The organism is Mucilaginibacter rigui, from assembly GCF_014773275.1.
In the GTDB taxonomy this organism is placed as follows: Bacteria; Bacteroidota; Bacteroidia; order Sphingobacteriales; family Sphingobacteriaceae; genus Mucilaginibacter; species Mucilaginibacter rigui_A.
The window spans coordinates 90,019-111,233 of record NZ_JACWMW010000003.1 but is presented as its reverse complement, the minus strand read 5'-3'; the positions used below and the strand labels follow the sequence as shown (position 1 = coordinate 111,233).

18 protein-coding genes are annotated in these 21,215 nt (G+C 42.6%); 7 read left to right on the top strand and 11 right to left on the bottom strand.

The window, feature by feature from the left end; translation table 11 throughout:
* Nucleotides 1-610 precede the first annotated feature (610 nt).
* Both IDJ75_RS13890 and IDJ75_RS13885 read right to left on the bottom strand, forming a co-directional pair.
* Nucleotides 611-1,222 (bottom strand): GIN domain-containing protein, encoded by a 612-nt coding sequence (locus IDJ75_RS13890; RefSeq protein ID WP_191176238.1) that lies wholly within the window; start codon nt 1,220-1,222, stop codon nt 611-613.
* A gap of 301 nt (nt 1,223-1,523) precedes the next feature.
* Nucleotides 1,524-4,793 carry a PAS domain S-box protein gene (locus tag IDJ75_RS13885; protein WP_191176237.1) on the bottom strand — a complete coding sequence of 1,090 codons (3,270 nt, stop codon included), beginning with the start codon at nt 4,791-4,793 and terminating at the stop codon, nt 1,524-1,526.
* Between the two features lie 146 nt (nt 4,794-4,939).
* Here IDJ75_RS13885 and IDJ75_RS13880 point away from each other — a divergent pair, with 146 nt between their 5' ends.
* Both IDJ75_RS13880 and IDJ75_RS13875 read left to right on the top strand, forming a co-directional pair.
* Nucleotides 4,940-6,229, top strand: a complete 1,290-nt coding sequence (locus IDJ75_RS13880) for a citrate synthase (protein ID WP_191176236.1) — start codon at nt 4,940-4,942, stop codon at nt 6,227-6,229.
* Nucleotides 6,230-6,444: 215 nt separating this feature from the next.
* Nucleotides 6,445-8,337 carry a RecQ family ATP-dependent DNA helicase gene (locus IDJ75_RS13875; protein ID WP_191176235.1) on the top strand — a complete coding sequence of 631 codons (1,893 nt, stop codon included), beginning with the start codon at nt 6,445-6,447 and terminating at the stop codon, nt 8,335-8,337.
* 197 nt (nt 8,338-8,534) lie between these two features.
* Here IDJ75_RS13875 and IDJ75_RS13870 read toward each other — a convergent pair whose 3' ends face one another.
* On the bottom strand, nt 8,535-9,782 hold the full coding sequence (locus tag IDJ75_RS13870; RefSeq protein ID WP_191176234.1) for an ABC transporter permease: 1,248 nt from the start codon (nt 9,780-9,782) through the stop codon (nt 8,535-8,537).
* Between the two features lie 199 nt (nt 9,783-9,981).
* On the opposite strand from IDJ75_RS13870, the gene queA reads away from it, so the two are divergent.
* Both queA and IDJ75_RS13860 read left to right on the top strand, forming a co-directional pair.
* Nucleotides 9,982-11,031: a tRNA preQ1(34) S-adenosylmethionine ribosyltransferase-isomerase QueA gene (gene queA, locus IDJ75_RS13865; RefSeq protein ID WP_191176233.1), complete on the top strand. Its 1,050-nt coding sequence runs from the start codon at nt 9,982-9,984 to the stop codon at nt 11,029-11,031.
* A 501-nt stretch (nt 11,032-11,532) separates the two neighbouring features.
* Entirely contained in the window at nt 11,533-12,228 is a 696-nt protein-coding gene (locus IDJ75_RS13860; RefSeq protein ID WP_191176232.1) for a 2-C-methyl-D-erythritol 4-phosphate cytidylyltransferase, read from the top strand.
* 30 nt (nt 12,229-12,258) lie between these two features.
* Here IDJ75_RS13860 and IDJ75_RS13855 read toward each other — a convergent pair whose 3' ends face one another.
* The 4 genes from IDJ75_RS13855 to IDJ75_RS13840 form a co-directional block, all read right to left on the bottom strand.
* Nucleotides 12,259-12,405, bottom strand: coding sequence for a lmo0937 family membrane protein (locus tag IDJ75_RS13855; RefSeq protein WP_121249096.1), 147 nt, complete (start codon nt 12,403-12,405; stop codon nt 12,259-12,261).
* Between the two features lie 122 nt (nt 12,406-12,527).
* Nucleotides 12,528-12,674, bottom strand: a complete 147-nt coding sequence (locus IDJ75_RS13850; protein WP_191176231.1) for a lmo0937 family membrane protein — start codon at nt 12,672-12,674, stop codon at nt 12,528-12,530.
* 123 nt (nt 12,675-12,797) lie between these two features.
* The gene (locus IDJ75_RS13845; protein ID WP_002996718.1) at nt 12,798-13,019 is read right to left on the bottom strand and encodes a DUF2795 domain-containing protein; all 222 of its coding nucleotides are present in this window, start codon (nt 13,017-13,019) and stop codon (nt 12,798-12,800) included.
* A gap of 85 nt (nt 13,020-13,104) precedes the next feature.
* On the bottom strand, nt 13,105-13,653 hold the full coding sequence (locus IDJ75_RS13840) for a cob(I)yrinic acid a,c-diamide adenosyltransferase (protein ID WP_191176230.1): 549 nt from the start codon (nt 13,651-13,653) through the stop codon (nt 13,105-13,107).
* Nucleotides 13,654-13,890: 237 nt separating this feature from the next.
* Here IDJ75_RS13840 and IDJ75_RS13835 point away from each other — a divergent pair, with 237 nt between their 5' ends.
* Together IDJ75_RS13835 and IDJ75_RS13830 are read left to right on the top strand one after the other, a co-directional pair.
* Nucleotides 13,891-14,895, top strand: coding sequence for a chitinase (locus IDJ75_RS13835; RefSeq protein ID WP_191176229.1), 1,005 nt, complete (start codon nt 13,891-13,893; stop codon nt 14,893-14,895).
* Nucleotides 14,896-15,045: 150 nt separating this feature from the next.
* Nucleotides 15,046-15,834 (top strand): hypothetical protein, encoded by a 789-nt coding sequence (locus tag IDJ75_RS13830; RefSeq protein ID WP_191176228.1) that lies wholly within the window; start codon nt 15,046-15,048, stop codon nt 15,832-15,834.
* An 84-nt stretch (nt 15,835-15,918) separates the two neighbouring features.
* On the opposite strand, the gene IDJ75_RS13825 is transcribed toward IDJ75_RS13830, so the two are convergent.
* Complete coding sequence (locus tag IDJ75_RS13825; protein ID WP_191176227.1) at nt 15,919-17,139, bottom strand: ABC transporter substrate-binding protein; 1,221 nt, start codon at nt 17,137-17,139, stop codon at nt 15,919-15,921.
* Between the two features lie 137 nt (nt 17,140-17,276).
* On the opposite strand from IDJ75_RS13825, the gene IDJ75_RS13820 reads away from it, so the two are divergent.
* Nucleotides 17,277-17,900: a hypothetical protein gene (locus IDJ75_RS13820; RefSeq protein WP_191176226.1), complete on the top strand. Its 624-nt coding sequence runs from the start codon at nt 17,277-17,279 to the stop codon at nt 17,898-17,900.
* Nucleotides 17,901-17,906: 6 nt separating this feature from the next.
* On the opposite strand, the gene IDJ75_RS13815 is transcribed toward IDJ75_RS13820, so the two are convergent.
* The 3 genes from IDJ75_RS13815 to IDJ75_RS13805 all read right to left on the bottom strand — a co-directional run bounded on the left by IDJ75_RS13815 (nt 17,907) and on the right by IDJ75_RS13805 (nt 21,209).
* The gene (locus IDJ75_RS13815; protein WP_191176225.1) at nt 17,907-19,559 is read right to left on the bottom strand and encodes a serine hydrolase domain-containing protein; all 1,653 of its coding nucleotides are present in this window, start codon (nt 19,557-19,559) and stop codon (nt 17,907-17,909) included.
* Between the two features lie 63 nt (nt 19,560-19,622).
* Nucleotides 19,623-20,438, bottom strand: a complete 816-nt coding sequence (locus IDJ75_RS13810) for a helix-turn-helix domain-containing protein (RefSeq protein WP_191176224.1) — start codon at nt 20,436-20,438, stop codon at nt 19,623-19,625.
* Between the two features lie 3 nt (nt 20,439-20,441).
* Entirely contained in the window at nt 20,442-21,209 is a 768-nt protein-coding gene (locus IDJ75_RS13805) for an ABC transporter ATP-binding protein (protein WP_191176223.1), read from the bottom strand.
* Between the last annotated feature and the right edge of the window lie 6 nt (nt 21,210-21,215).

Here is a 21,215-nt window from a genome sequence, read left to right as displayed (position 1 = left end):
ACTAATATTTTGATTGTGAGGACTATAAGTTGTGTTATTAAATACTTAGATATGACGACTGGCACGGATAAACGTTACAGCCAAACGGCCTGTATTAGACACAGTGCGGGTTATTGTCGGTGAATGGTAAAAATGTGGCGGTGAACGGGGGAAGAATTTTTTGATGTTAAAAATAACGTCAAATAACAAGGCCTTTAATACTGTATCATAACCGAACAGGGTGTGAATTGCCTCCTCCTGGCATCTATATCCACACAGTGAAAAAGAGGGAGGGGCCCGGAGAAGCGATGATCAGGTGGGTTAACTCGCTAAACTTAGTCAATTCATTGCCGTCCCTTTTAAGGGACGGATAAATGAGGCGGTAATGGCTTAGCCAAATTCTGTTTGATAGTTTGGCTAAAGCCTGAGAACTTCTGTTTGGTATCCGTTGGCTGAAGCCAACGGCAATGAAATTTCAGCTATCGATATCGCTCTGAAGACCACAGAATGATAAACAACACCGGTCTGACCCATTCTTTCCTTCAATATAAATCCCCCCTAAAAACAAAAAAGCCACCAGTTGAACTGATGGCTTCCAGAAATATATATTGAACTTTTGCAAAAGTAATACTTACAGGATAGCTAATTCAGCCTGATCGGCCTTTACCATTTTATTAGTTACTGTTTTGCTGCGGTTAATGGCTGCAAGGTTGCTGTGGTTAACAGTTGCAGATTGGTCTTGTGTTAAGTTATAATCATTAACGTTACCGCTGATGTTTGCTTTTGCACGGTCGTTTACGTTGATGTTTGCTTTGTAAGCATCCAGGTTTAAATCGGCAGACGATGTGTTGTTTAACGTTACATCAAGGTCTAACCTCTCCAGTGTACCGAATGATTTTACGGTTGAGTTATCATTAGCTACGATGGCTTGCAGATCGTTAGCGGTTACCCAAACTACTAATTTTTTATCGGTGTATGATGATATACGTAACACACCGTTCTGGCTTTGTACCAAAGCACTTTCTGAGTAGTATTTGTTGTAAACTTTTACCTGGTCGGCTGTACCGTCAGATACGTACAGTTCAACGTTTCCGTGTAATTCTATTTTATTTATTTTGCTAACGTTTGTTAGTGTTGTGCTTACTTCGCCATTGTTGTTATTGGTAGTGGCTGCAAAAGTTGATGTTACTGTACCTAATGCTAAAGTGAAGATGGTTGCTATGGTTAAAAACTGAGTTTTCATGTTATTATTATTTGATTGTGAGTGTTTTATTATTTTTCTAATTTTTAAATACACCAATATGACGCTATCAGTTACGAAACGTTACAGCGATTTTGGCTGTATTAGATGTACAGCCTGTTTATGTCGGTAAACGGGCTGTTTATGACGGTGAAAAGACAGAAGATTTTTGAAACGGGCAGTCTAACCCCCTTTGCGGGAGGGTGTATAAAAGTCTTAAGGATGGAAAAGTGGGCCTACACCAATATGTTTTTTTTGCAGATTAGGGATATAACAGCAGGTTAACTGCTACTTGTCCAGATCATTAATGCGGGATGGTAGCCTTGCGGTAGCGCAATACCTTTTCAAAAAGCATATCGGGCACAAAGGGCTTGGTCAGGTAATCGCACATGCCGGCCTCGTATGCTTTGCTGTGGGTTTCGGGCATGGCATCGGCTGTAAATGCTATAACGGGTATATTTGGGTGGCTTTGTTTGATTATGGCTGTTGCTGCAAACCCATCCATTACGGGCATCTGCAAGTCCATAATTATCATATCGTAATTACCTGCATTTACCATATCTACTGCAATTTGCCCGTTTATAGCCTCGGCCACATTTGCCTGCCATTTTCGCAAAAACTTCGAGGCTATCATCAGGTTCATTTTATTATCATCAACCACCAAAATATTCATACCATAAAGGTTCGGTGGTAATATCAGGTCATTAACGCTGGCTGCGGTATGCTGTATGTCGGCAATTGGGGATGCCGTAGCAAAACGTATATTAAAAGTAAACCTCGCGCCTTTCCCTAAATCGCTAAATACATGTATGCTGCTCCCGTAAAGCTCTATCAGCCGTTTAGTTATAGCAAGCCCAAGGCCTGTACCGCCATAATTATGCGTAATGGTTTGCGGCCCCTGTATAAAAGGGTCAAAAACAATAGCCATGTTTTCGGCAGCAATACCTATGCCTGTATCGGCCACCGTAAATTTTATCAATACTTCGTTATTGCTTATCTCTTGTTCCTTTTCAAGCGAAATAGTTACCTTCCCTTCCTGCGTAAATTTAACTGCATTACTTACAAGGTTTATCAATATCTGGCCAAGGCGTATCTGATCGCCCATCAGGTATTCGGGGATATTACTATCTGCTAACAGTTCAATTTCCAAATTTTTCTCAACCGCTTTTGAATAAAACGACTGCCTGATATTGTGTACCAGCTGATGGATATTAAAGGGAATATTACTCAATTGCAGCTTCCCGGCCTCTATCTTATTATAATCTAAAATATCGTTAATAATGGCAAGCAGATTCTCGCTGCTAAACTTAAGCGTATTCAGGTACTCCAGTTGCTCGGGCTTTGGGCTTTCTTCAAGCAACAGGTTGATGGTACCAATTACCGCGTTCATCGGCGTACGAATTTCGTGGCTCATGATAGACAGGAACTCCGATTTAAAATGAGAAGATCGCTCAGCCTGCTCTTTGGCCGTTATTAGTTCCTGCCTCACCTTTTGCTGTACGGTTATATCTTCGCCAATACTGGTAGTTTCTTTAATGTTGCCGTTCTCGTCATAACTAACCGTATTTTGCCAGCTAATAGTACGCAGTTCACCGTTGCGGCATAATATAGAGTTTACGTAATGGGCTTTAATACTGTTATTTTTAAACCATGTGCTCAATATTTCCTGATGTTCGCCGGGCACAAAATGCTCCATCCAGTTCATACCCAATATTTCCATCTGGCTATACCCTACCAGGTTGGCCAGGTATTTATTACAGAATATCACTTTGCCGCCGGCATCCAATGATAAAGCCGCAAGTTTAATGGTTTCAAGCACCAGGCGGTATTTGTTTTCGGTACGGCGGTAATCTATCTCTGCTTGTTTACGTTGGGTAATATCCTGTAGGGTGCCAATAATTTTGCGCACGCTACCGTCCTCCCGGTACATTAATTTACCTGTAATAACACTTATATGCTTAATATTTCCTTTAGGGGTAATGATGCGGTATTCATAAGATGAGCCACTGTTATCCCCACTTTTAAACAGGTGGTTTACTATATACCTGTCATCAGGGTGGATGCATTGTAAAAGCGTTTTACCAAAGCGCGATGACGATACCATGCCGGCATCCGCCTCATAAATTGAGTTTACCTCATCGCTCCACGATAATATTTTTAGAGTACTGTCCCATTTCCAGTTACCAATTTTTGCTATGGTTTGGGCTTCAAGCAGTTCTGCCTGGCTTACTTTTACAGCTTTTTCTGCCAATTTGGTTTCAGTAATATCCTGTATAATACCTACTACCCGTTTCAAACCACCAGTTTCATTCAGTAGCAGGTCGCCACGCAGTAAGCGCAAGTATTTTAAATTGCCTTTGGGGGTAATGAACTTATGTTCAAGGCTACCCTCGGTTACTGAACTGATATTGTTTATATAGTTTGCAGCGGCTTCGGTATCATCCGGATGTACCATACTCATGTAATACTCAAACCGGGCTTTTCCTTCAGGAGCGTTATCAACCTCCAATATTTTAAAAAGGCTTTCCGACCAATAACTCTCTTGGGTATCGCTGTCATACCACCAGTTCCCCGTTTTGGCAATATCCTGGGCTTGCAGCAGCAGGTTCTTGTTTTCTGTTAAGGCATCTGCATGTTTCTTTTGTTCAGAAATATCGGTAACAGACACAGATATGCGTTTGATATATTTACCGGTAACATCAACTACAGGCGATGCCTTTGCCAAAAACCAGCCCGGTTCGCCGTAAACTGAAGGAAACTCTATACTGGTAGTTTTATTATACTTTAAAACATGATTATAAACTTCCAAAAAAGGTTTAGCCCTTTCCGGACCGATTGATTCGAGCAGGGTTTTATTTAAAAAATCATCGGCTTTTAAATACGCCGGCGATTGAGGGCCGAACCATACATTTATACAGGTAGCCTTCTCATCAAACTCAAAAATAGTATCATTTATAGAGCTAATAAGTGCATGCATCTGCTGCTGGCTATTCCTTAATTTTTCGGCATTTGTTATTAGCGATTCGTTTAGCTGAATAATGTTGTTAACAGCTTTTTTAAACTGCATTTTGTATGCCAGCATCACCAGGAACGATACATAAGCTATCAGTGTAAAAATACCCGATAGTATAATCAGCACGTTTACAGAAACGTTAACTTTTGGGGCGGTATAATAAGCGGCCACCACCGCGGCTATATTTAACAGGGTTACACCTACAAATTCGCGCCGTTGCTTGCAAAAAAGGGTTACGGCAATAAATATGGTAATAGAACTAAAAACATAAACATGCTCAAAACCGTTAACCCCTAATAGTATAAAGTTATTTATAAACAGGCATGAAACAATGGTAACATATACCATGGCTTTGAGAAACACTCTGCTTTTATTGTAAGATAAAGCCAGTGTTACCAAACAAAATGCACTGTTTATTAAACGCAGCCAAATAGGATCATATGAGTTATCATAACACAAATAATGTAATGCAGGGCTGGCTATCAGTAAGCCCAATAAAATAAGCCTGTAAATAGTTATGTCGTTTTCAATTAATAGCAGGGCCCTATTTTTAAAAGACATATACCAGGATGAGTTTTTTATTAATACCAAACAATATTGGGGATAACAACATACTTACTTAATAAGAATTTTACAAAGAGTAAATATATCTTAAAGGCTATTAATACGCAGATTTATTTACATTTGTTGCAAATACTATTTTTTCTATGTCTGAAACTGCACAATTAAAAATTGGTGATAAAACCTATGATCTGCCTGTTATAGAAGGTACCGAGGGCGAAAAAGCTATCGATATTTCTAAACTGCGCGACCAGAGCGGTTATGTTACATTAGATATCGGTTACAAAAATACCGGCGCTACAAAAAGCGCCATCACGTTTTTAGATGGCGAAGTTGGTATTCTTAAATATCGCGGCTATCCTATTGAACAACTGGCAGAAAAATCAACCTTTATTGAGGTTGCTTACCTGCTTATATATGGTAAACTGCCTACCGCCGAGCAATTACAGGCATTTGAGTTTGAAATAAGCCACCATACCCTTGTACACGAGGATATGAAGAAGTTTTTTGACGGCTTCCCTTCGGGTTCGCACCCTATGGGGCAGTTATCGTCACTTATTGGTGCTTTGGCCGCTTTTAACCCGGCATCGTTAAAACAAGGCTTGTCTGCCGGGGAGATCAACATCGAGATCATTAAGCTGATAGCCAAAATGAGTACCATCGTATCGTGGATCTACAAAAAATCGTTAGGGCACCCGGTTATCTACCCGCGTAACAAATACGATTATGTGACCAACTTTATGCACATGACCTTTGGGCAGCGTACCGAGGATGTGGAGATAGACCCGGTTGTAGTAAGCGCCATGAACAAACTGCTTATACTGCATGCTGATCATGAGCAAAATTGCTCAACATCAACTGTGCGTATAGTAGGTTCGTCAGATGCTAACCTTTATGCGTCAATATCGGCAGGTATCTCTGCGCTTTGGGGCCCGCTGCATGGGGGTGCCAACCAGGCGGTTGTAGAAATGCTGCAAAAAATAAAAGAAGACGGCGGCGACGTTGATAAATGGGTTGCCAAAGCAAAAGATAAGAACGATCCGTTCCGCCTGATGGGTTTTGGCCACCGTGTTTATAAAAACTTTGACCCACGCGCCAAGATCATTAAAAAAGCCTGCGATGATATCCTGGAGAAATTAGGCATTAACGACGAGACTTTAGAGATAGCGAAGAAACTGGAAGAAGTAGCCCTGAGTGATCCATATTTTGTTGAGCGCAAGCTTTACCCTAATGTTGATTTTTATTCGGGTATTATTTACACCGCGCTTGGTTTCCCTACAGAAATGTTCACCGTACTGTTTGCCTTAGGCCGCCTGCCGGGATGGATTGCCCAGTGGAAGGAAATGAAGGCGAACAAGGAGCCTATTGGCCGCCCGCGACAGATATACGTTGGCGAAACCGATAAAAACTATACTGATATTAAGGATAGAAAATAAACGCAGCCAAGGGTGTAACTCACCCCGACTACGCTACGCTGGTCGACCCTCTCTGCTACGCAAAGAGGGTGGGTGAAAAAATGCAGCGTACCCCCCTTTCCGCGCAGCGAAGAGAGAGTGATCGAGCGAAGCAATGACCGGGTGAGTAAATTCACTAACTGCTAAAATAAAATTATTAAAGCCCGCCGTACGACGGGCTTTTTTGGTAAACTAAAATGACGCCACGCGAGCTATTAAAACAATATTGGGGACATGACAGCTTCCGGCCTTTGCAGGAAGAGATCATCACTTCGGTATTGCAGGGTACGGATACTTTAGCTTTACTGCCAACCGGCGGTGGCAAATCGGTATGTTTCCAGGTACCGGCCTTATTGCAGGAGGGGATCTGTATTGTAGTATCGCCCCTTATAGCGCTGATGAAGGACCAGGTAGAGAACCTGAAAGCGAAAGGCATCGAGGCGATGGCTATCGTATCGGGCATGGGCAAGCGCGAAGTGGATATAGCCCTTGATAATTGTATTTACGGCCCGGTGAAATTCTTATACCTATCGCCCGAGCGTTTATTATCCGAACTGGTGCGCGAGCGGATCAGATATATGAAGGTAAACCTCTTCGCGGTCGATGAGGCGCATTGTATCTCGCAATGGGGGTATGATTTCCGCCCGTCATATCTGCACATTGCCGACCTGCGCGAACTGCACCCCAATGTACCGGTACTGGCGCTTACTGCAACCGCTACAGCCGAGGTACGGGATGATATACAGGAGAAGCTGTTGTTTAAAAACGGCACCATTTACCAGCAAAGTTTCGAGCGTAAAAATTTAAGGTACGTGGTGCAAACCACCGAAGATAAACTGCGTAAACTATTGGATGTGGCAAAAGGTATTGGCGGTAGCGGCATTGTATATGTACGCAGCCGTAAGGAAACCTTCGAGATAGCCAAATTTTACCAGCAAAACCATATTAAAGCCGATTATTACCATGCAGGGCTACCTACCGACGAGCGCTCTGAAAAACAGGAAGCATGGAAAAACAACCGCACCCAAATTATAGTAGCTACCAACGCTTTCGGGATGGGGATTGATAAGCCCGACGTTAGGTTTGTGATACATAAGGATGTGCCCGACAGTCTGGAAGCTTACTACCAGGAAGCGGGCCGCGGCGGGCGCGATGAACAGCGGGCTTACGGGGTGCTTTTATACAACCCTACCGACAGGATAAAGCAGGAAAAGAAGTTCATCCAGAATTTCCCGACCATTAATGAGATAAAACAGGTTTATCACCAGTTAGGCAATTATTGCCAGCTGGCATACGAGGCCGGCGAAGGGGTGAGCTTTGAGCTTGACCTGGGCGATTTTTGCAGTCGTTTTCAACTGGATGCCATAAAAACGCTCAATGCCCTTAAATTTTTAGAGCAGGACGAATACCTCGCTTTTAACGAAAGTGTATTCCTTCCATCACGTTTTCGGTTTGAGGTATTGAACGAGGAACTTTATAACTTCCAGATCCAAAACCCGGGTTGGGATCCATTCATTAAAACCCTGCTGCGGTCATACGGCGGCTCGTTCGAAAATTACGTGCGCCTAAAGGAATTTGACCTTGCCCGCCGCACCGGCATGAACACCCAGCAGGTGATACAAGGCCTGCAGCAATTACAGGATTTTAACCTGTTAAGTTACCTGCCCCAAACAGATAAACCGCAGATAACCTGGCTTAAGCCACGCCAGCATATAACCAACCTGTATATAAATAAGGTATTTATTGATCAGCGTAAGGAGACCTACCGCAAAAAAATGGAGGCTGTATTTGCCTATGCCGAACATAAACGCTGCCGCAGCCAAATGTTGCTAACTTATTTTGACGAGCTTAATGCGCCAAAATGCGGCGTATGTGATGTTTGCCTGGAAGAACGCCGACAGAAGAATGCCGAAGAGATATTTGATGACATTACCAATGAGATAGTACAACTGCTAAGTACAGACACCCGCACAATAGATGAACTAATGATCTCATTAAAGCTTGGCACCGAAAAAGAAAAGATCCAAACCATCCGCCTGCTGCTGGATGCAGGCAAAATAAAAACCGACGGCGGGAATTATTATTTATAAACGTTAAAAGTACACTAACGTTGTAACTATGGTATTTCGGCCAATATACTTAAACACATATTGCTGATTATAAGGCACATAAAGGCGTTCACGGGTGTTCACGGCAGTGAACGTGAACACTACGTGGTTAACTGAGTCGTTTCAGGGCGTTTTAAGGATGTTTCAGGGCGTTTGAAAGCCGTTGCTTTTTGCGCGATTTAATTGGTCCGTATGGCCTCTACGGGGTCGAGTTTTGAAGCAAAGTATGCCGGTATAATACCAGATAGTACGCCTATGGTAACAGAGATACCTATACCATAAATAACATTCCCGGCATCCAATACTACCTGTATATCAGCCACGGCTTTTACCGCAAAGGTACCCAGGTAAACAATAAATAAGCCTATCAGCCCGCCCATAAGGCACAAGGCAACCGCTTCTATTAAAAACTGCAGCAATATAAAGTAGTTTTTAGCCCCCAATGATTTCTGTATACCGATAATATTGGTACGCTCTTTAACCGATACGAACATGATATTAGCTATACCAAAACCGCCTACCAATACCGAGAAGAAACCAATGATAAAACCACCTTTATTGATGATGCCAAAAAGCTGATCGAGCTGATTGGTTAGGATGGTGGATTTATTTAACGAAAAATTATCCTCGCCACCCGGGCGGATGCTGCGTATAGAGCGCATTAAACCACGCACTTCACTCTCTACTTCCACATCGCTCAGGTTATCCTTGCCGCGCACAACTATTTGCGGGTTATATTTTTCGTTCTCAATATCAATAACGTTTTTGGCAAAGTTTAGCGGTAACAGTATCTCGTTATCGCTGGTGATACCCAGCATATCTTTACCCTCTTTGGTAAATACACCAATAATGGTAACCTTACGGCCCATAATTTTTATCTGCTTGCCAACACCTGTACCACCGGGGAAAAGCGCTTCAGCTATATCTGCACCAATAATTGTTACAGGCGCACCCGTACGCGATTCAATATCCGTAAAATACCGCCCGTCCTGAAAATTAAAGTTCCAGGTTTTATCATGATCGTGCGATACAGCATCTATCTGCGCACCATCAACCGTATGGCTTTCGTATTTAACGGTGCGGTTATCAATGCTTATCTCATATGAAAGGGCTTTGGCCGTTTGGCTGCGGCGGCTTAACTGTTCAAAATCTCGCAATTTTGGTACCGGCCTTTGCATGTATTTCCACCAGGGAAAGTTATCCTCGCCTACCCATGGCCATTTTTGCACATAAATGCTATTGCTTCCTAATTTATCAACGCTTTTTTGCAGGTTGTTACGCAAAGTATCAACCGCCGACGATACCGCTATAATTGTAAAGATACCAATGGTTACACCCAATAACGAAAGCATGGTGCGCAGCTTATTTTGCCTTAACGCATCGTATGCAAACAGGAAGCTCTCGCGGATAAGTTTTAGTAGTATCATATCGTTATTTTGATGTACCCGGGGCTGCCGGATAACGGTTTTTTGCCCCAACCCAAACAGTATTTGTTAGACTGTGTTAATGCAGTTAAGTTACAGTAAATTTATATTTAAATATTAACTGTAATGTGGCGCCAAAAAAAGGCGTGGAAAATAACAAAAAATCCGTACATTTGCGCCCTGAAAATTCATATATATAAGCATGAAATTATCTCAATTTAAATTCAATTTACCTGAATCATTAATTGCACATTCTCCGTCAGATATACGTGACGAATCACGTTTAATGGTTTTACACCGCGATTCGGGCAAAATTGAGCATAAAATATTTAAGGATGTTTTGGATTACTTTGACGACCAGGATGTAATGATCCTGAACAATACAAAAGTATTCCCGGCACGTATGTATGGCAACAAGGAAAAAACCGGCGCCACAATTGAAGTGTTCTTACTGCGCGAGCTAAACAAAGAACTTCGCCTTTGGGATGTGCTGGTTGACCCGGCCCGTAAAATACGCGTGGGTAACAAACTTTACTTTGGTGATGATGATTTACTTATTGCCGAAGTTGTTGACAACACTACATCACGTGGCCGTACCATCCGCTTTTTGTTTGACGGCACCGACGAAGAATTTCGCCGTAACGTAGAGATATTGGGTGAAACACCACTGCCAAAATATATAAAACGCAAGGCTACTGCCGACGATAAAGAACGTTACCAAACCATATTTGCCAAACACGAAGGTGCGGTTGCCGCCCCTACCGCAGGTCTGCACTTTAGCCGTGAGTTGATGAAACGCCTTGAACTGAAAGGTGTTGAATTTGCCGAGGTTACCCTGCACGTTGGTTTAGGCACTTTCCGCCCGGTTGAGGTGGAAGACCTGACCAAGCACAAAATGGATTCTGAGCAGTTTATCATCGAAGAGAAACAGGCTAATATTGTTAACCGTGGTATCGAAAGAAAAAAACGCATTTGCGCTGTTGGTACAACATCAATGCGTGCGGTTGAATCGGCTGTATCTGCAGGTAAAATATTAAAACCGGCAAATGACTGGACCAGCAAGTTCATTTTCCCGCCGTACGAGTTTAGCATTGCAAACTCTATGATCACCAACTTCCACACACCCGAGTCTACTTTATTGATGATGGTGAGCGCGTTTGGCGGTTACGAGCATGTAATGAACGCTTACGAAGTAGCAGTAAAAGAAAAATACCGTTTTTACAGCTACGGCGATGCGATGTTGATTATTTAGTGATTAGAAGTTAGAGAGTAAAGATTAGTTAATAATCGTTCAATGTATATAAGAGATGTGGGGTTACTCATATCTCTTTTTTTGTTTAAATTTGATAACATATGCAGAACAACCTCATGGTCATAAAATCGTTGTATTTACTAATCTTTGGCATTCTAAATATCTTGATTTATATAAAGCTTAATAAAAAAGTCGATATCACTCCGCAGTTATTTCGGCGAATTATTTTTACGTTTTTGTTAATTACATTCATCCACCTGTTCAATCTATCATTATTGTTATCCATCAAATACTGGCTGATATTATTATTGGTTTCTTCATTTCAAATAATTGTACACTTTTTTTATAGGTACAAAATTTCCGGAGATGTAAGAGATTTGGATGCCCCACAATGGTTTAAAGAATTTGGTCTTAAATTCTTCCGTATTTTTTTTCTTAATATTTTCCCTCTGATGATCTATGCGACGCAAAGCAGTTTTATCATAAATCAAACCGCATAGCATGTCAAACCTCAGATCTACTTACGTAGTTATCGTAGCCGGTGGTTCGGGCAGCAGGATGCAGTCGGCCTTGCCCAAGCAGTTTATTGAGCTTTGCGGTGAGCCTGTGCTGATGCATACCATAAAGGCGTTTTATAACAGCCAGTCATCACCACAAATTATTTTGGCTTTACATGGTAGTTACCATGAGCTATGGGCACAGCTTTGCACTAAACATAACTTTACCATTCCGCATAAAATAATTACCGGCGGCCAAACCCGTTTTCATTCTATCAAGAACGCGGTTGATAGTATTGCAGACGATGATGTATTGATTGCCGTACACGATGCCGTGCGCCCCCTTGTAAGCGCCGATATCATCAATGAGGCCTACAGATGCGCCGCAGAGAACGGAACGGCTGTAACGGCCGTTAAAAGCCGCGACTCGATAAGGCAGGTAAAGGGTAATGGATCTGAAAGCTTAAACCGCGACAGCATCTATTTGGTGCAAACCCCGCAAACTTTCCAATCTGCTATTCTTAAAAAAGCCTATGAACAACCCTATACCGATACTTTTACCGATGATGCTTCTGTTGTAGAACAAAGCGGTGTTGCCATTACTTTGATAGCGGGCGATTACAGCAATATCAAGATCACCTTCCCGGAAGATGTTGCTATTGCCGAGGCGCTTCTAAACAAAAAAAGCCACCAGCGTTAAGCTGGTGGCTGCCTTTATCTGATCTAATTATCAGGCCCTTCTGATCACACCCAGCAATAAAGCAATGATCGCTATTACCAGTAAAATGTGAATTAAGCCGCCTGCGTGATTAACGAAGAACCCGAAGATCCATCCTATCACCAAAATAACTGCGATGATGTACAATAAGCTTCTCATAGTGTTGTGTGTTTTAGTTAATGTTTTCTTAGTTAATGTTATATATTAAACCCGCGTTACTCCAAAAAGTTTTACGCATAAAAAAACCCGCCTTAGCAGGGTTTTCAATATTATCTGCCTTATCAGGCCCTTCTAATCACGCCTAAAAGCAGTGCTATAATAGCTATAACCAGCAGGATGTGGATAATACCACCTGAACCCGCGTAAAAAAATCCGAATGCCCATCCTATAACCAGGATAACAGCAATGATGTACAGTAAGCCTCTCATGTTGTAATGTTTTATGTTTAAGTAAATGTATATACGGCACCTATACCAAAATCATTCCAAAAAGAGGTTGTAACAAAAAAAGCCCTGCATGCAGGGCTTTTAATTATTTAATATGTAGGCGTATTAATACTCGTCCTCATTAAAAAAGAAGTCGTCCTTGGTCGGGTAATCCGGCCATATCTCCTCTATGTTTTCATACGGTTCACCATCATCTTCAAGTGCCTGCAGGTTCTCAATAACCTCTACCGGCGCTCCTGAACGTATGGCGTAATCAATTAATTCGTCTTTTGTGGCAGGCCATGGTGCATCTTCAAGGTGCGATGCTAATTCAAGTGTCCAATACATGTTTTTATGTTAAAGTGGTAAATTTTGCTTTTTCGCAAAAGTATAATATTTTTAAATTGATTATCAATATTTTTTTGTAATATTTTTATATCCTTGGTATCCACTGGTTTTCAGGGATTTTATCGGCATATCCAACCATTCTTGCCAGGGTGAACAAGTAATCGCTCAACCTGTTCAGATAAATATTCACTTTCTCGTCAACCGTGCTTTCTTCTGCCAGGTGAACGCTCAATCTTTCGGCCCTGCGGCATACACAACGCGCTATATGGCAATACGAAATAGCATTACTGCCGCCCGGCAAAATAAAGTGCCGCAGCTCGGGCAGGGTTTCATTCATCCTGTCCATTTCTTTTTCAAGCAGCTCAATGTCTTCGTTATAAAGATCGGGTATCACCATTCGGCTTTTTTCCGGGTCGGCGGCCAGTGATGAGCCTATGGTGAACAGCCTGTCCTGTATTTGTTTTAGTACATCCTTATCATGGTCAGCTATCTGCTGGTCGCGGATAAGGCCTATGTACGAGTTCAGCTCATCAACAGTACCATAACTCTCAATACGCAGGTGATGCTTGGGCACACGCGCCCCCCCTATTAATGATGTATAGCCTTTATCGCCAGTTTTAGTATATATTTTCATAACAATAGCAGCAATTTAAGCGTTTAAGTTTACAATGTGCTTTTAACCACAGGGGGGCACCGAGATTTGCAATTTGATCAGCCACAAAGTACACAGAGATTTTTAATTGATAAAATATATAAATCTTTGTGCCCTCTGTGGTTTTTCTCTGTGCTCTTTGTGGTTAAATTAAACATTACGCAATTTTAAACTTAAACTTGCATATCGTGTTTTGTTCAAATATATTATTTAGAAAATATGAAACCCATAATATCATCCGGCCGGGCCGCACTTATATGTTTATTTACTTTGGCATTACTAAGCTTTAAATGCAGTAACGGTAATTCGGCACAAAAAGCTGCACCTGCCACGCCAAAACCAAGGGCTGATTTCTCTAAATTTTTAACCGAACAGCAGTTTAACGCCCTGTTCCCCGAGCGAGATAAGTTTTACACCTATCAGGCGTTTATAAAAGCCGTGAACGAACTGGCTCAAATAAAGGTGCAGGTTACACGCCGCGCGGTATCAGTGTACCAATTCATTCGTACTGATAAAAGCACCGGCAAAGCCGTTACAGTACGCCAGGACGGTGATTGGAACGAAGCATGGGCCAAAGTAAAACCGGACAGTACCTACACGGTAGATTACGGTAACTTTTGCACCGAAAAAGACGCCGCTGGTAACAAACGCGAACTGGCTGCCTTTTTTGCCCAGATAGCGCACGAAACCCGCCATGGCCGTAACGAAAGCTATACCGACGGCCTGATGCTGATACACGAGGATAACACCAGCCTGAACTATGTAAGCGACAGCGACGAGTATCCACCCGTTAAAGGGCAAAAATATTATGGCCGCGGCCCTATACAGATAAGCTATAACGGCAACTATGGCTATGCATCCGATTGTATTTTTGGCGACAAGAAAGTACTATTAAATAACCCCGGGCTGGTAGAGACCGATGCAGTTGTAGCCTTTAAAACTGCTATTTATTTTTGGATGACACCCGAAACCCACAAACCATCGGCACATGATGTAATGATTGGTAAATGGCAGCCTAATACCATAGATAAAACAAAAGGCCGCACCCCGGGTTTTGGCATGACCATACTGATTGTAAACGGCGACCTGGAATGCAATAAAGGTGATGATAATTACAGCATGAAAGACCGGATAGGCTTTTATCAGTTCTTCCTGAAAAAGCTGGGCGCTACTGACCCTAATTGCACATGTAGCTGCGGTAAGATGGAACCGTATAAATATTAAGATTTAGGCTAAACCCATATTACTCGCTTTTTAACCGTTGGCCAAAGCCAACGGCAATGAAATCATTAATTCATTATATCATTGCCGTCCCATTTATGGGACGGATAAAACCTGAAATTATAATTAGCTTTATTCGTTTAAATTTTACAGATGAAAAAAGCTTTGCTCGCAGTTATTTTTGCGATTAAATTCACCACCGCTTTTGCACAATCCGAAGCTGAAAAGTTCAGGGATAAGAGCCTGGATAACAAGTATCTGTCGCCTGTTGAATTAAAAAGCAAGCTTACACGCTACGATTATTCAAAACTCTTCACTGTAACTAATAATGCCATGGTATATGGTTTTATTGGTGATAACTTTCAGCGGATCCGCATAAAAATCATCTCCATAACAAAAAACCCCGCGTTGCCGGGTACTTATAATGTTTACGGCAAATCGATGGTTAAAAATAACATCGATGAATTTCGCGGAACTTTTAAAATAACCAACATCCGCAAGTACAAACAAACATCCTACGGGGTGGATGATGAACTTAAAGGCAAAGGCATTAAAGGCCAATATTTGCTGATCGGCATGTATAATTTGGCGGAAGCAGAAACACAAGAACATGCCGGTGTATTTAAAGGGACATTCAGCACAGGTTTTTATTTGGATAAAAGTAACATCGTTCACTATGACGATATTGATAAAAATGCTGATGGCTATTCAAATAACCAGTTTGTAGGCCAATGGGCAAGTTATAATAACAAATTAGTTAAAAGATGCAACTGGGGCGATTACCGCATCCCGAATTCACAAGGCTTTGATATTGGCGCAGGCGAATTTTCTCCCAATGATAAATACCTGTCGGCCGGGTGGCAAACCCTACGAGATGCATATCGTACTTCGGCTGTATCGGCAAAAGCCAAACAAATTGAAAACGCGAAGTGGTGGGAATGAAAGCTCATATACTGTAAAAGGGAACTAAGCGCAATGCTGGTTCCCCTTTACATATTTCTAATTTGGTACCCTCCTCCCAATTATCTATTCATCAGATTTTCCAACCAGGTACCATTCATATTTAACCCCGGTTTTTCTAATACCATAGTAATCGAATGTGCCACTTGCGCGGTCTCCGGCATCATCAAGCACAGCATTGCTGCTAATGCCTTTGTGTGTGTTTGCCTGCTCTACAAAGCTCGTTTTTAGTTTGTCAAAATTGCTTACATCGCCATTGTTAGCTTCAATAGTATAGGCTATAGCCCAAAGCGCATCGTAGGCAGCCAATGCAAAAGCATCAACATCCAGGTTTGTTTTAGCTTTTATGCGGTCGGCAACGGGTTGCCACTTAGTTTGCAATGCCGCAGGTAAACCAACCGATGGCGCAAAAAAGCCGGTTTGTATAGCAAAATCGGCAGCTGCTGCATCAGCTGTAAGTACCGCATTTAAAGCAATCCCGTCACCGCCATACCATTTCACAGCTGCCAGCGAGGGCTCGGCCGCTGCTGCTTTAAACAGTTCGGGTGTTTCATCAAATGATGCCAGGTACACCGCTACGTTACCCTGGCCATGCGCTGTAGTAAGGCTGGCTACTTTGGCTTTAATATCGGCTATAACAGCAGTAAAATCAGTAGTGTTAGCGGCATAGGGGGTTACTGCGTTAACCTCGCCGCCCTTTGCTGTAAATGCAGCACCAACAGAGGCTTGCAGGCCTTTGTTCCCGGCATCATCGCGGGCAACAGTTACCAACCCTTTTATCCCTTTATTGTAAATAGTATTACCACTGGCTGCACCCTCTATTTGGTCTGACGGGCAAAAACGGAATATTCCGTCGCCGGCTACGGCTAAACTGCCAGCTGTGCTGCTTTGGCTTACCACAATCACTTCAGATGCGTCGGCAAGAGGTTTTATGGCAGCAAGTTCGGCACTGCTTTGCGGGCCAATAATAAAATGGATGCCTGAGTTTTTAGCTGTAGTAAACTGCGCAGCAGCAGTAGCAGCATCTAACTTAGTATCGGTTACGTTGATGGCAATGCTGTAAGGCAGGTTCTTATCAGCAAAATATTTATTGATATCATCTTCGGCAAGCTGTACAGCAACCCTTGAATTTATCCCCAATGATGACCAGTTGGCGGCTGTATCTAATGAAAATAGGCCCTGTACATTAATGGCATTAGTTAGTGTAACTACTTTTGCCTTTTTACAGGATTGAAATGCAAGCCCCGTAATTAACAGCGCGATAAGAGGTAGTAATATTTTTTTCATTTTTGTTGCAAACGTGTTTAGTTCTGCAAAATACAGTTAATTTAGGATTTAGTTTTAGACGTAACAAATTCAATACTGAATTTTCGTTTAGCTGTAACATCCAACCATATAGTTAGTCTGAATTTTTATTTACTGCAATGAATAACTCTTTACTTGACACTACAGGGCTGACTGATACCGAAACCGAAGCTTTTGAGGCTACTTACCAGGCATTAAAAGAAGAATTCCGCGTGGAGGTGCCCGGTTATATCGATTTTCAGCTGGAGCAGTTTGAGGCCCTGAACCATCACAAAGCTGTTAACCTGCGCGACGTATTCGCTATAAAAAATCAATGCGGCGATAGCTACCTCTTGTTTGTGGATATGGACACCTACCATGCCACGCCAAAACAAAACCCCGAACATTATACAGAGTACCAGCCCTGGGCCCTCGCCTATTTAAAACGCAATTTTGGCCGGGTGTTTATACGCACTGAGACCATAATTGATAAGATCCGCGAGATCATATTCCCGGTTGAACTTGATTTTAAAGAGGACAAACCCTTTAGCGACCGCTTCTATGTGCTTACCGACGATAAGCGCAAAACCGAACTCGCCATGACCCAGGAGTTTAGGGACGCCATGATGGCCATTAAAGAGACAGATTTTGTGGTAGAGATATTTGAACATACGCTCATCATCGGTAACCGTAAGCCTATCACTCCCCAAAACTCCCTTTACCTTGCCGATTTTGTAGCAAGGCTGGCCGAGCTGAAGTGCTAAACAGTGTTATTTTAATACCGCAGGCAAAATGTAGTTCTGCATCATTTTATCAATCTGCGCGTGTGCGTAACCCTCGTTATAAGCGGTTGCGGTAACTACTATAACCAATGGTACATCCTTAAAAATAAATATTTTGTTGCCGCCATTGCCGGTGCAGTACCAGGTTTCATAAGGTTTATTGTTTATGGTGTAGGTTTTGTTCCAAAACAGGTAGCCATAATAACCCTTGCCTACCACATCGGCGGGTAAAACCATTTGCTTGGTGAACGATTTTTCTACCCAATTTTGCGGGATGATCTGTTTACCATTCCAAACACCCTTATTTTTATACAACTGCCCAAATCTGGCAAAATCAACAGCTCGCAGCCGGATGCCGCCGGCTGTATTGGGTACATTTTGGGGTGTGTATTGCCACTTGTAATTAGTAATGCCTAATGGTTTAAACAGTTTGGCATCGGCATATTTATCCAAACCACCAGGCACTGTTTTATTTAAAACATCGCCCAGTACCACAACACCGGCGGTAAAGTAGTTCCAGCTTTTATATGCGGTTTTTGAGCTGTCGGTTTTCAGGTCGAGCGCGAATTGCACCCAGTTGGGTGTAGGGTACATATTATTCTCGTTCCCCGGCGAATCATCATCATTGTCATTGGCATCAAAAACCGAACTCATGGTAAGCAGGCTTTTTAGCGTCACACCATCCTTTTGTGGCGAGTAGTTTTTGTACGCCTTTAAGTCGTAAAAATCCTTCAACGTTTGCAATTCCGATTTTATGTACCCTTCCTGTATGGCTATACCCATGGTAGCCCCTGCAAACGTTTTACCAACCGAGCGCGGATCATGCAAGGTATCGCGCCCGCTGCCATTAAAATACTCCTCTATCAGCAGTTTGTTATTCTTTATCACTACAACACTAGTAATGTTTTTGAACTTATTTTGCAGTACCTTTTCGTTCAGATCGGTTATCAGCTGCTTGTTATAGGTTTCTGTCGATACCGCCCAGCCGCTATTGGGGGCTATAGGTTGGATGGCCTTATGCTTTACCTCTATGATTGGGATAACCACCTTTAGTTCGCCCTGTGCGATGATATCTCCCACCTTTAAATCAGGGATGCTTACATAAGGGCGAAGCTCTATTTTGATAACATGAGTACCGGTAGTCAGCGCATCTTCGCCACCACCCCTAACCATAAAACGGGTGAACAGGTATCTCGACCACATATCCTCGTGCTGTGTACTGATCAATTTTATGCCTAATGTAGTTCGGCCATTTTTATTACGGGCGTAACCGGCCCCTTTATTCAGGTTTTCCTGATACATCTGTTTCCCGTCTACATAAAAAGTAAACTGGTAATTGCCCTGGTTTAGCTGCTCAACCGTTAGGTTTGGCGCTAACCGGTGCTGATAATTGGTTAACGAGGTCTCCATAAAAGCCCGCATGCTCAGGTTACTTTCCGAAGTTAACGTGAGCTCTTTTAAAATATCAGCTTCGGTACATTTAGCGGCAGGGATGGTATCCGTCATGAAAATGATGCGGCCAATATTTGCCTTATGTATAGGCAGGGTTACCGGGTCTGCCGGTACAATATCAGTTACCTGCGCAAAAAGTTTAACTATTGCAGAAAGGGATATAACGATGAGCATGAATAAGCGTTTCATATATGTATATTTAAATCTCTGCAGCAAATTTGCGCAACTAAATTATGGCAAAATAGAACGTAATTAACGTTGCCCGCTTAATAACTGGCGGTACTGCATCGCATTTACGCCATTAAACGCTTTAAAGCTCCGGGTAAAATGGCTCTGATCTGCAAAACCACAGGTCAATGCAATATCAGTTAATGACAGGTTTGTATTGGGCACCAGGCTTAAGGCACGCTGCACCCTTATCTTACGGATGTACTCGCCCAGGTTGCAGCCAAAGTATTTGGAGAAATCTCGGGACAAGTGCGCAGGGTGCACATTTAACATAACGGCGAGTTCAGTCAATGTAAATTTCCGGGCAACATCGTCATGTAAGAGCTCTCTTATTGTTGATACCCATACCGGCTTTTGCTTAGCATCAGTAAGCCGACTGCCCTGCATCTCTCCTAATACTTGTAGCAACATGGCTTCGGTATTCAGGGGTGTTAGGCCGTCGCTTATTTTAGTTTCTTTAAAAAGCTTGTAGAATAAAAATTTCACATCGGGCGATGCGACTTCAAAACTGCCCTGCAGGTTACCATGGCCTTGCTTAAAAGCGTTAAACCAGCCCTCTTGTAGTTCGATATAAAAGCCCCGGGTGTAGCCTTTGGGTTTTATGTTGTAATGCGGGTCTTGCCAGTTGTGGAACAGCAAGGTACCGGCTGTGCAGTTGTAAACCTCTTTTTTGTTACCCTCTATTACCTTACCATCTAAAATAAAAGTAAAGTAGGCAGTATCGTGGTAATGCCAGTCAACCTTATCATGGGTGTACTCGGTATCGGTAATGGTGGCAAAATCAAGGTTAATGGTTTGATTGGTTTGCCCAAAAAAGTTACCTGTTTTTAGGTTTTTCAAAACTTATTTTTCCAGGTTGATACCTGCTTCAGTCACAGGCTCACGTTTACTAACGGTTACTATGTTTTCGTTTACGTAATCGTTCTCCACCAAACCATCGCGCATGCGCACAATACGGTGGGCGTGCATAGCAATATCTTCTTCGTGGGTAACCAATATAATGGTATTGCCTTTTGCGTGAATATCTTCCAGCAAGCCCATAATTTCTATTGATGTTTTGGTATCAAGGTTACCGGTAGGCTCATCGGCAAGGATTATGGAGGGGTTGTTTATCAAAGCCCTTGCTACAGCTACACGCTGGCGCTGCCCGCCCGATAATTCATTAGGGCGGTGATCGGTACGATTGCCAAGACCAACGTTCTCCAAAGCTTTTTTAGCCCTATCGTTACGTTTCTCTTTGTTGATACCTGCATAAACCAGCGGCAGGGCAACATTATCTAAAGCGCTGTTACGAGGCAAAAGATTAAAGGTTTGGAAAACGAAACCTATCTCGGTGTTACGCACTTCGGCCAGGTCGTTATCCGTCATGTGGCTTACGTTGATGCCATTAAGTATGTATTCGCCTTTGGTTGGGGTGTCCAGACAGCCCAGGATGTTCATCAATGTTGATTTACCCGAACCGGAAGGCCCCATCAACGCCACAAATTCGCCTTTATTAATAGTAAGAGATACCGATTTTATCGCGTGGATAATTTCAGACCCGATAACGTATTTACGACCGATATCTTTAATGATAATAAGAGGCTCTTGCTTTGTGATAGCTGTTGGCATGTTCCG

Coding starts and splice junctions, on each gene's coding strand:
- IDJ75_RS13890 (WP_191176238.1), bottom strand. CDS start 1,222: ATGAAAACTCAGTTTTTAACCATAGCAACCATCTTCACTTTAGCATTA.
- IDJ75_RS13885 (WP_191176237.1), bottom strand. CDS start 4,793: ATGTCTTTTAAAAATAGGGCCCTGCTATTAATTGAAAACGACATAACT.
- IDJ75_RS13880 (WP_191176236.1), top strand. CDS start 4,940: ATGTCTGAAACTGCACAATTAAAAATTGGTGATAAAACCTATGATCTG.
- IDJ75_RS13875 (WP_191176235.1), top strand. CDS start 6,445: ATGACGCCACGCGAGCTATTAAAACAATATTGGGGACATGACAGCTTC.
- IDJ75_RS13870 (WP_191176234.1), bottom strand. CDS start 9,782: ATGATACTACTAAAACTTATCCGCGAGAGCTTCCTGTTTGCATACGAT.
- queA (WP_191176233.1), top strand. CDS start 9,982: ATGAAATTATCTCAATTTAAATTCAATTTACCTGAATCATTAATTGCA.
- IDJ75_RS13860 (WP_191176232.1), top strand. CDS start 11,533: ATGTCAAACCTCAGATCTACTTACGTAGTTATCGTAGCCGGTGGTTCG.
- IDJ75_RS13855 (WP_121249096.1), bottom strand. CDS start 12,405: ATGAGAAGCTTATTGTACATCATCGCAGTTATTTTGGTGATAGGATGG.
- IDJ75_RS13850 (WP_191176231.1), bottom strand. CDS start 12,674: ATGAGAGGCTTACTGTACATCATTGCTGTTATCCTGGTTATAGGATGG.
- IDJ75_RS13845 (WP_002996718.1), bottom strand. CDS start 13,019: ATGTATTGGACACTTGAATTAGCATCGCACCTTGAAGATGCACCATGG.
- IDJ75_RS13840 (WP_191176230.1), bottom strand. CDS start 13,653: ATGAAAATATATACTAAAACTGGCGATAAAGGCTATACATCATTAATA.
- IDJ75_RS13835 (WP_191176229.1), top strand. CDS start 13,891: ATGAAACCCATAATATCATCCGGCCGGGCCGCACTTATATGTTTATTT.
- IDJ75_RS13830 (WP_191176228.1), top strand. CDS start 15,046: ATGAAAAAAGCTTTGCTCGCAGTTATTTTTGCGATTAAATTCACCACC.
- IDJ75_RS13825 (WP_191176227.1), bottom strand. CDS start 17,139: ATGAAAAAAATATTACTACCTCTTATCGCGCTGTTAATTACGGGGCTT.
- IDJ75_RS13820 (WP_191176226.1), top strand. CDS start 17,277: ATGAATAACTCTTTACTTGACACTACAGGGCTGACTGATACCGAAACC.
- IDJ75_RS13815 (WP_191176225.1), bottom strand. CDS start 19,559: ATGAAACGCTTATTCATGCTCATCGTTATATCCCTTTCTGCAATAGTT.
- IDJ75_RS13805 (WP_191176223.1), bottom strand. CDS start 21,209: ATGCCAACAGCTATCACAAAGCAAGAGCCTCTTATTATCATTAAAGAT.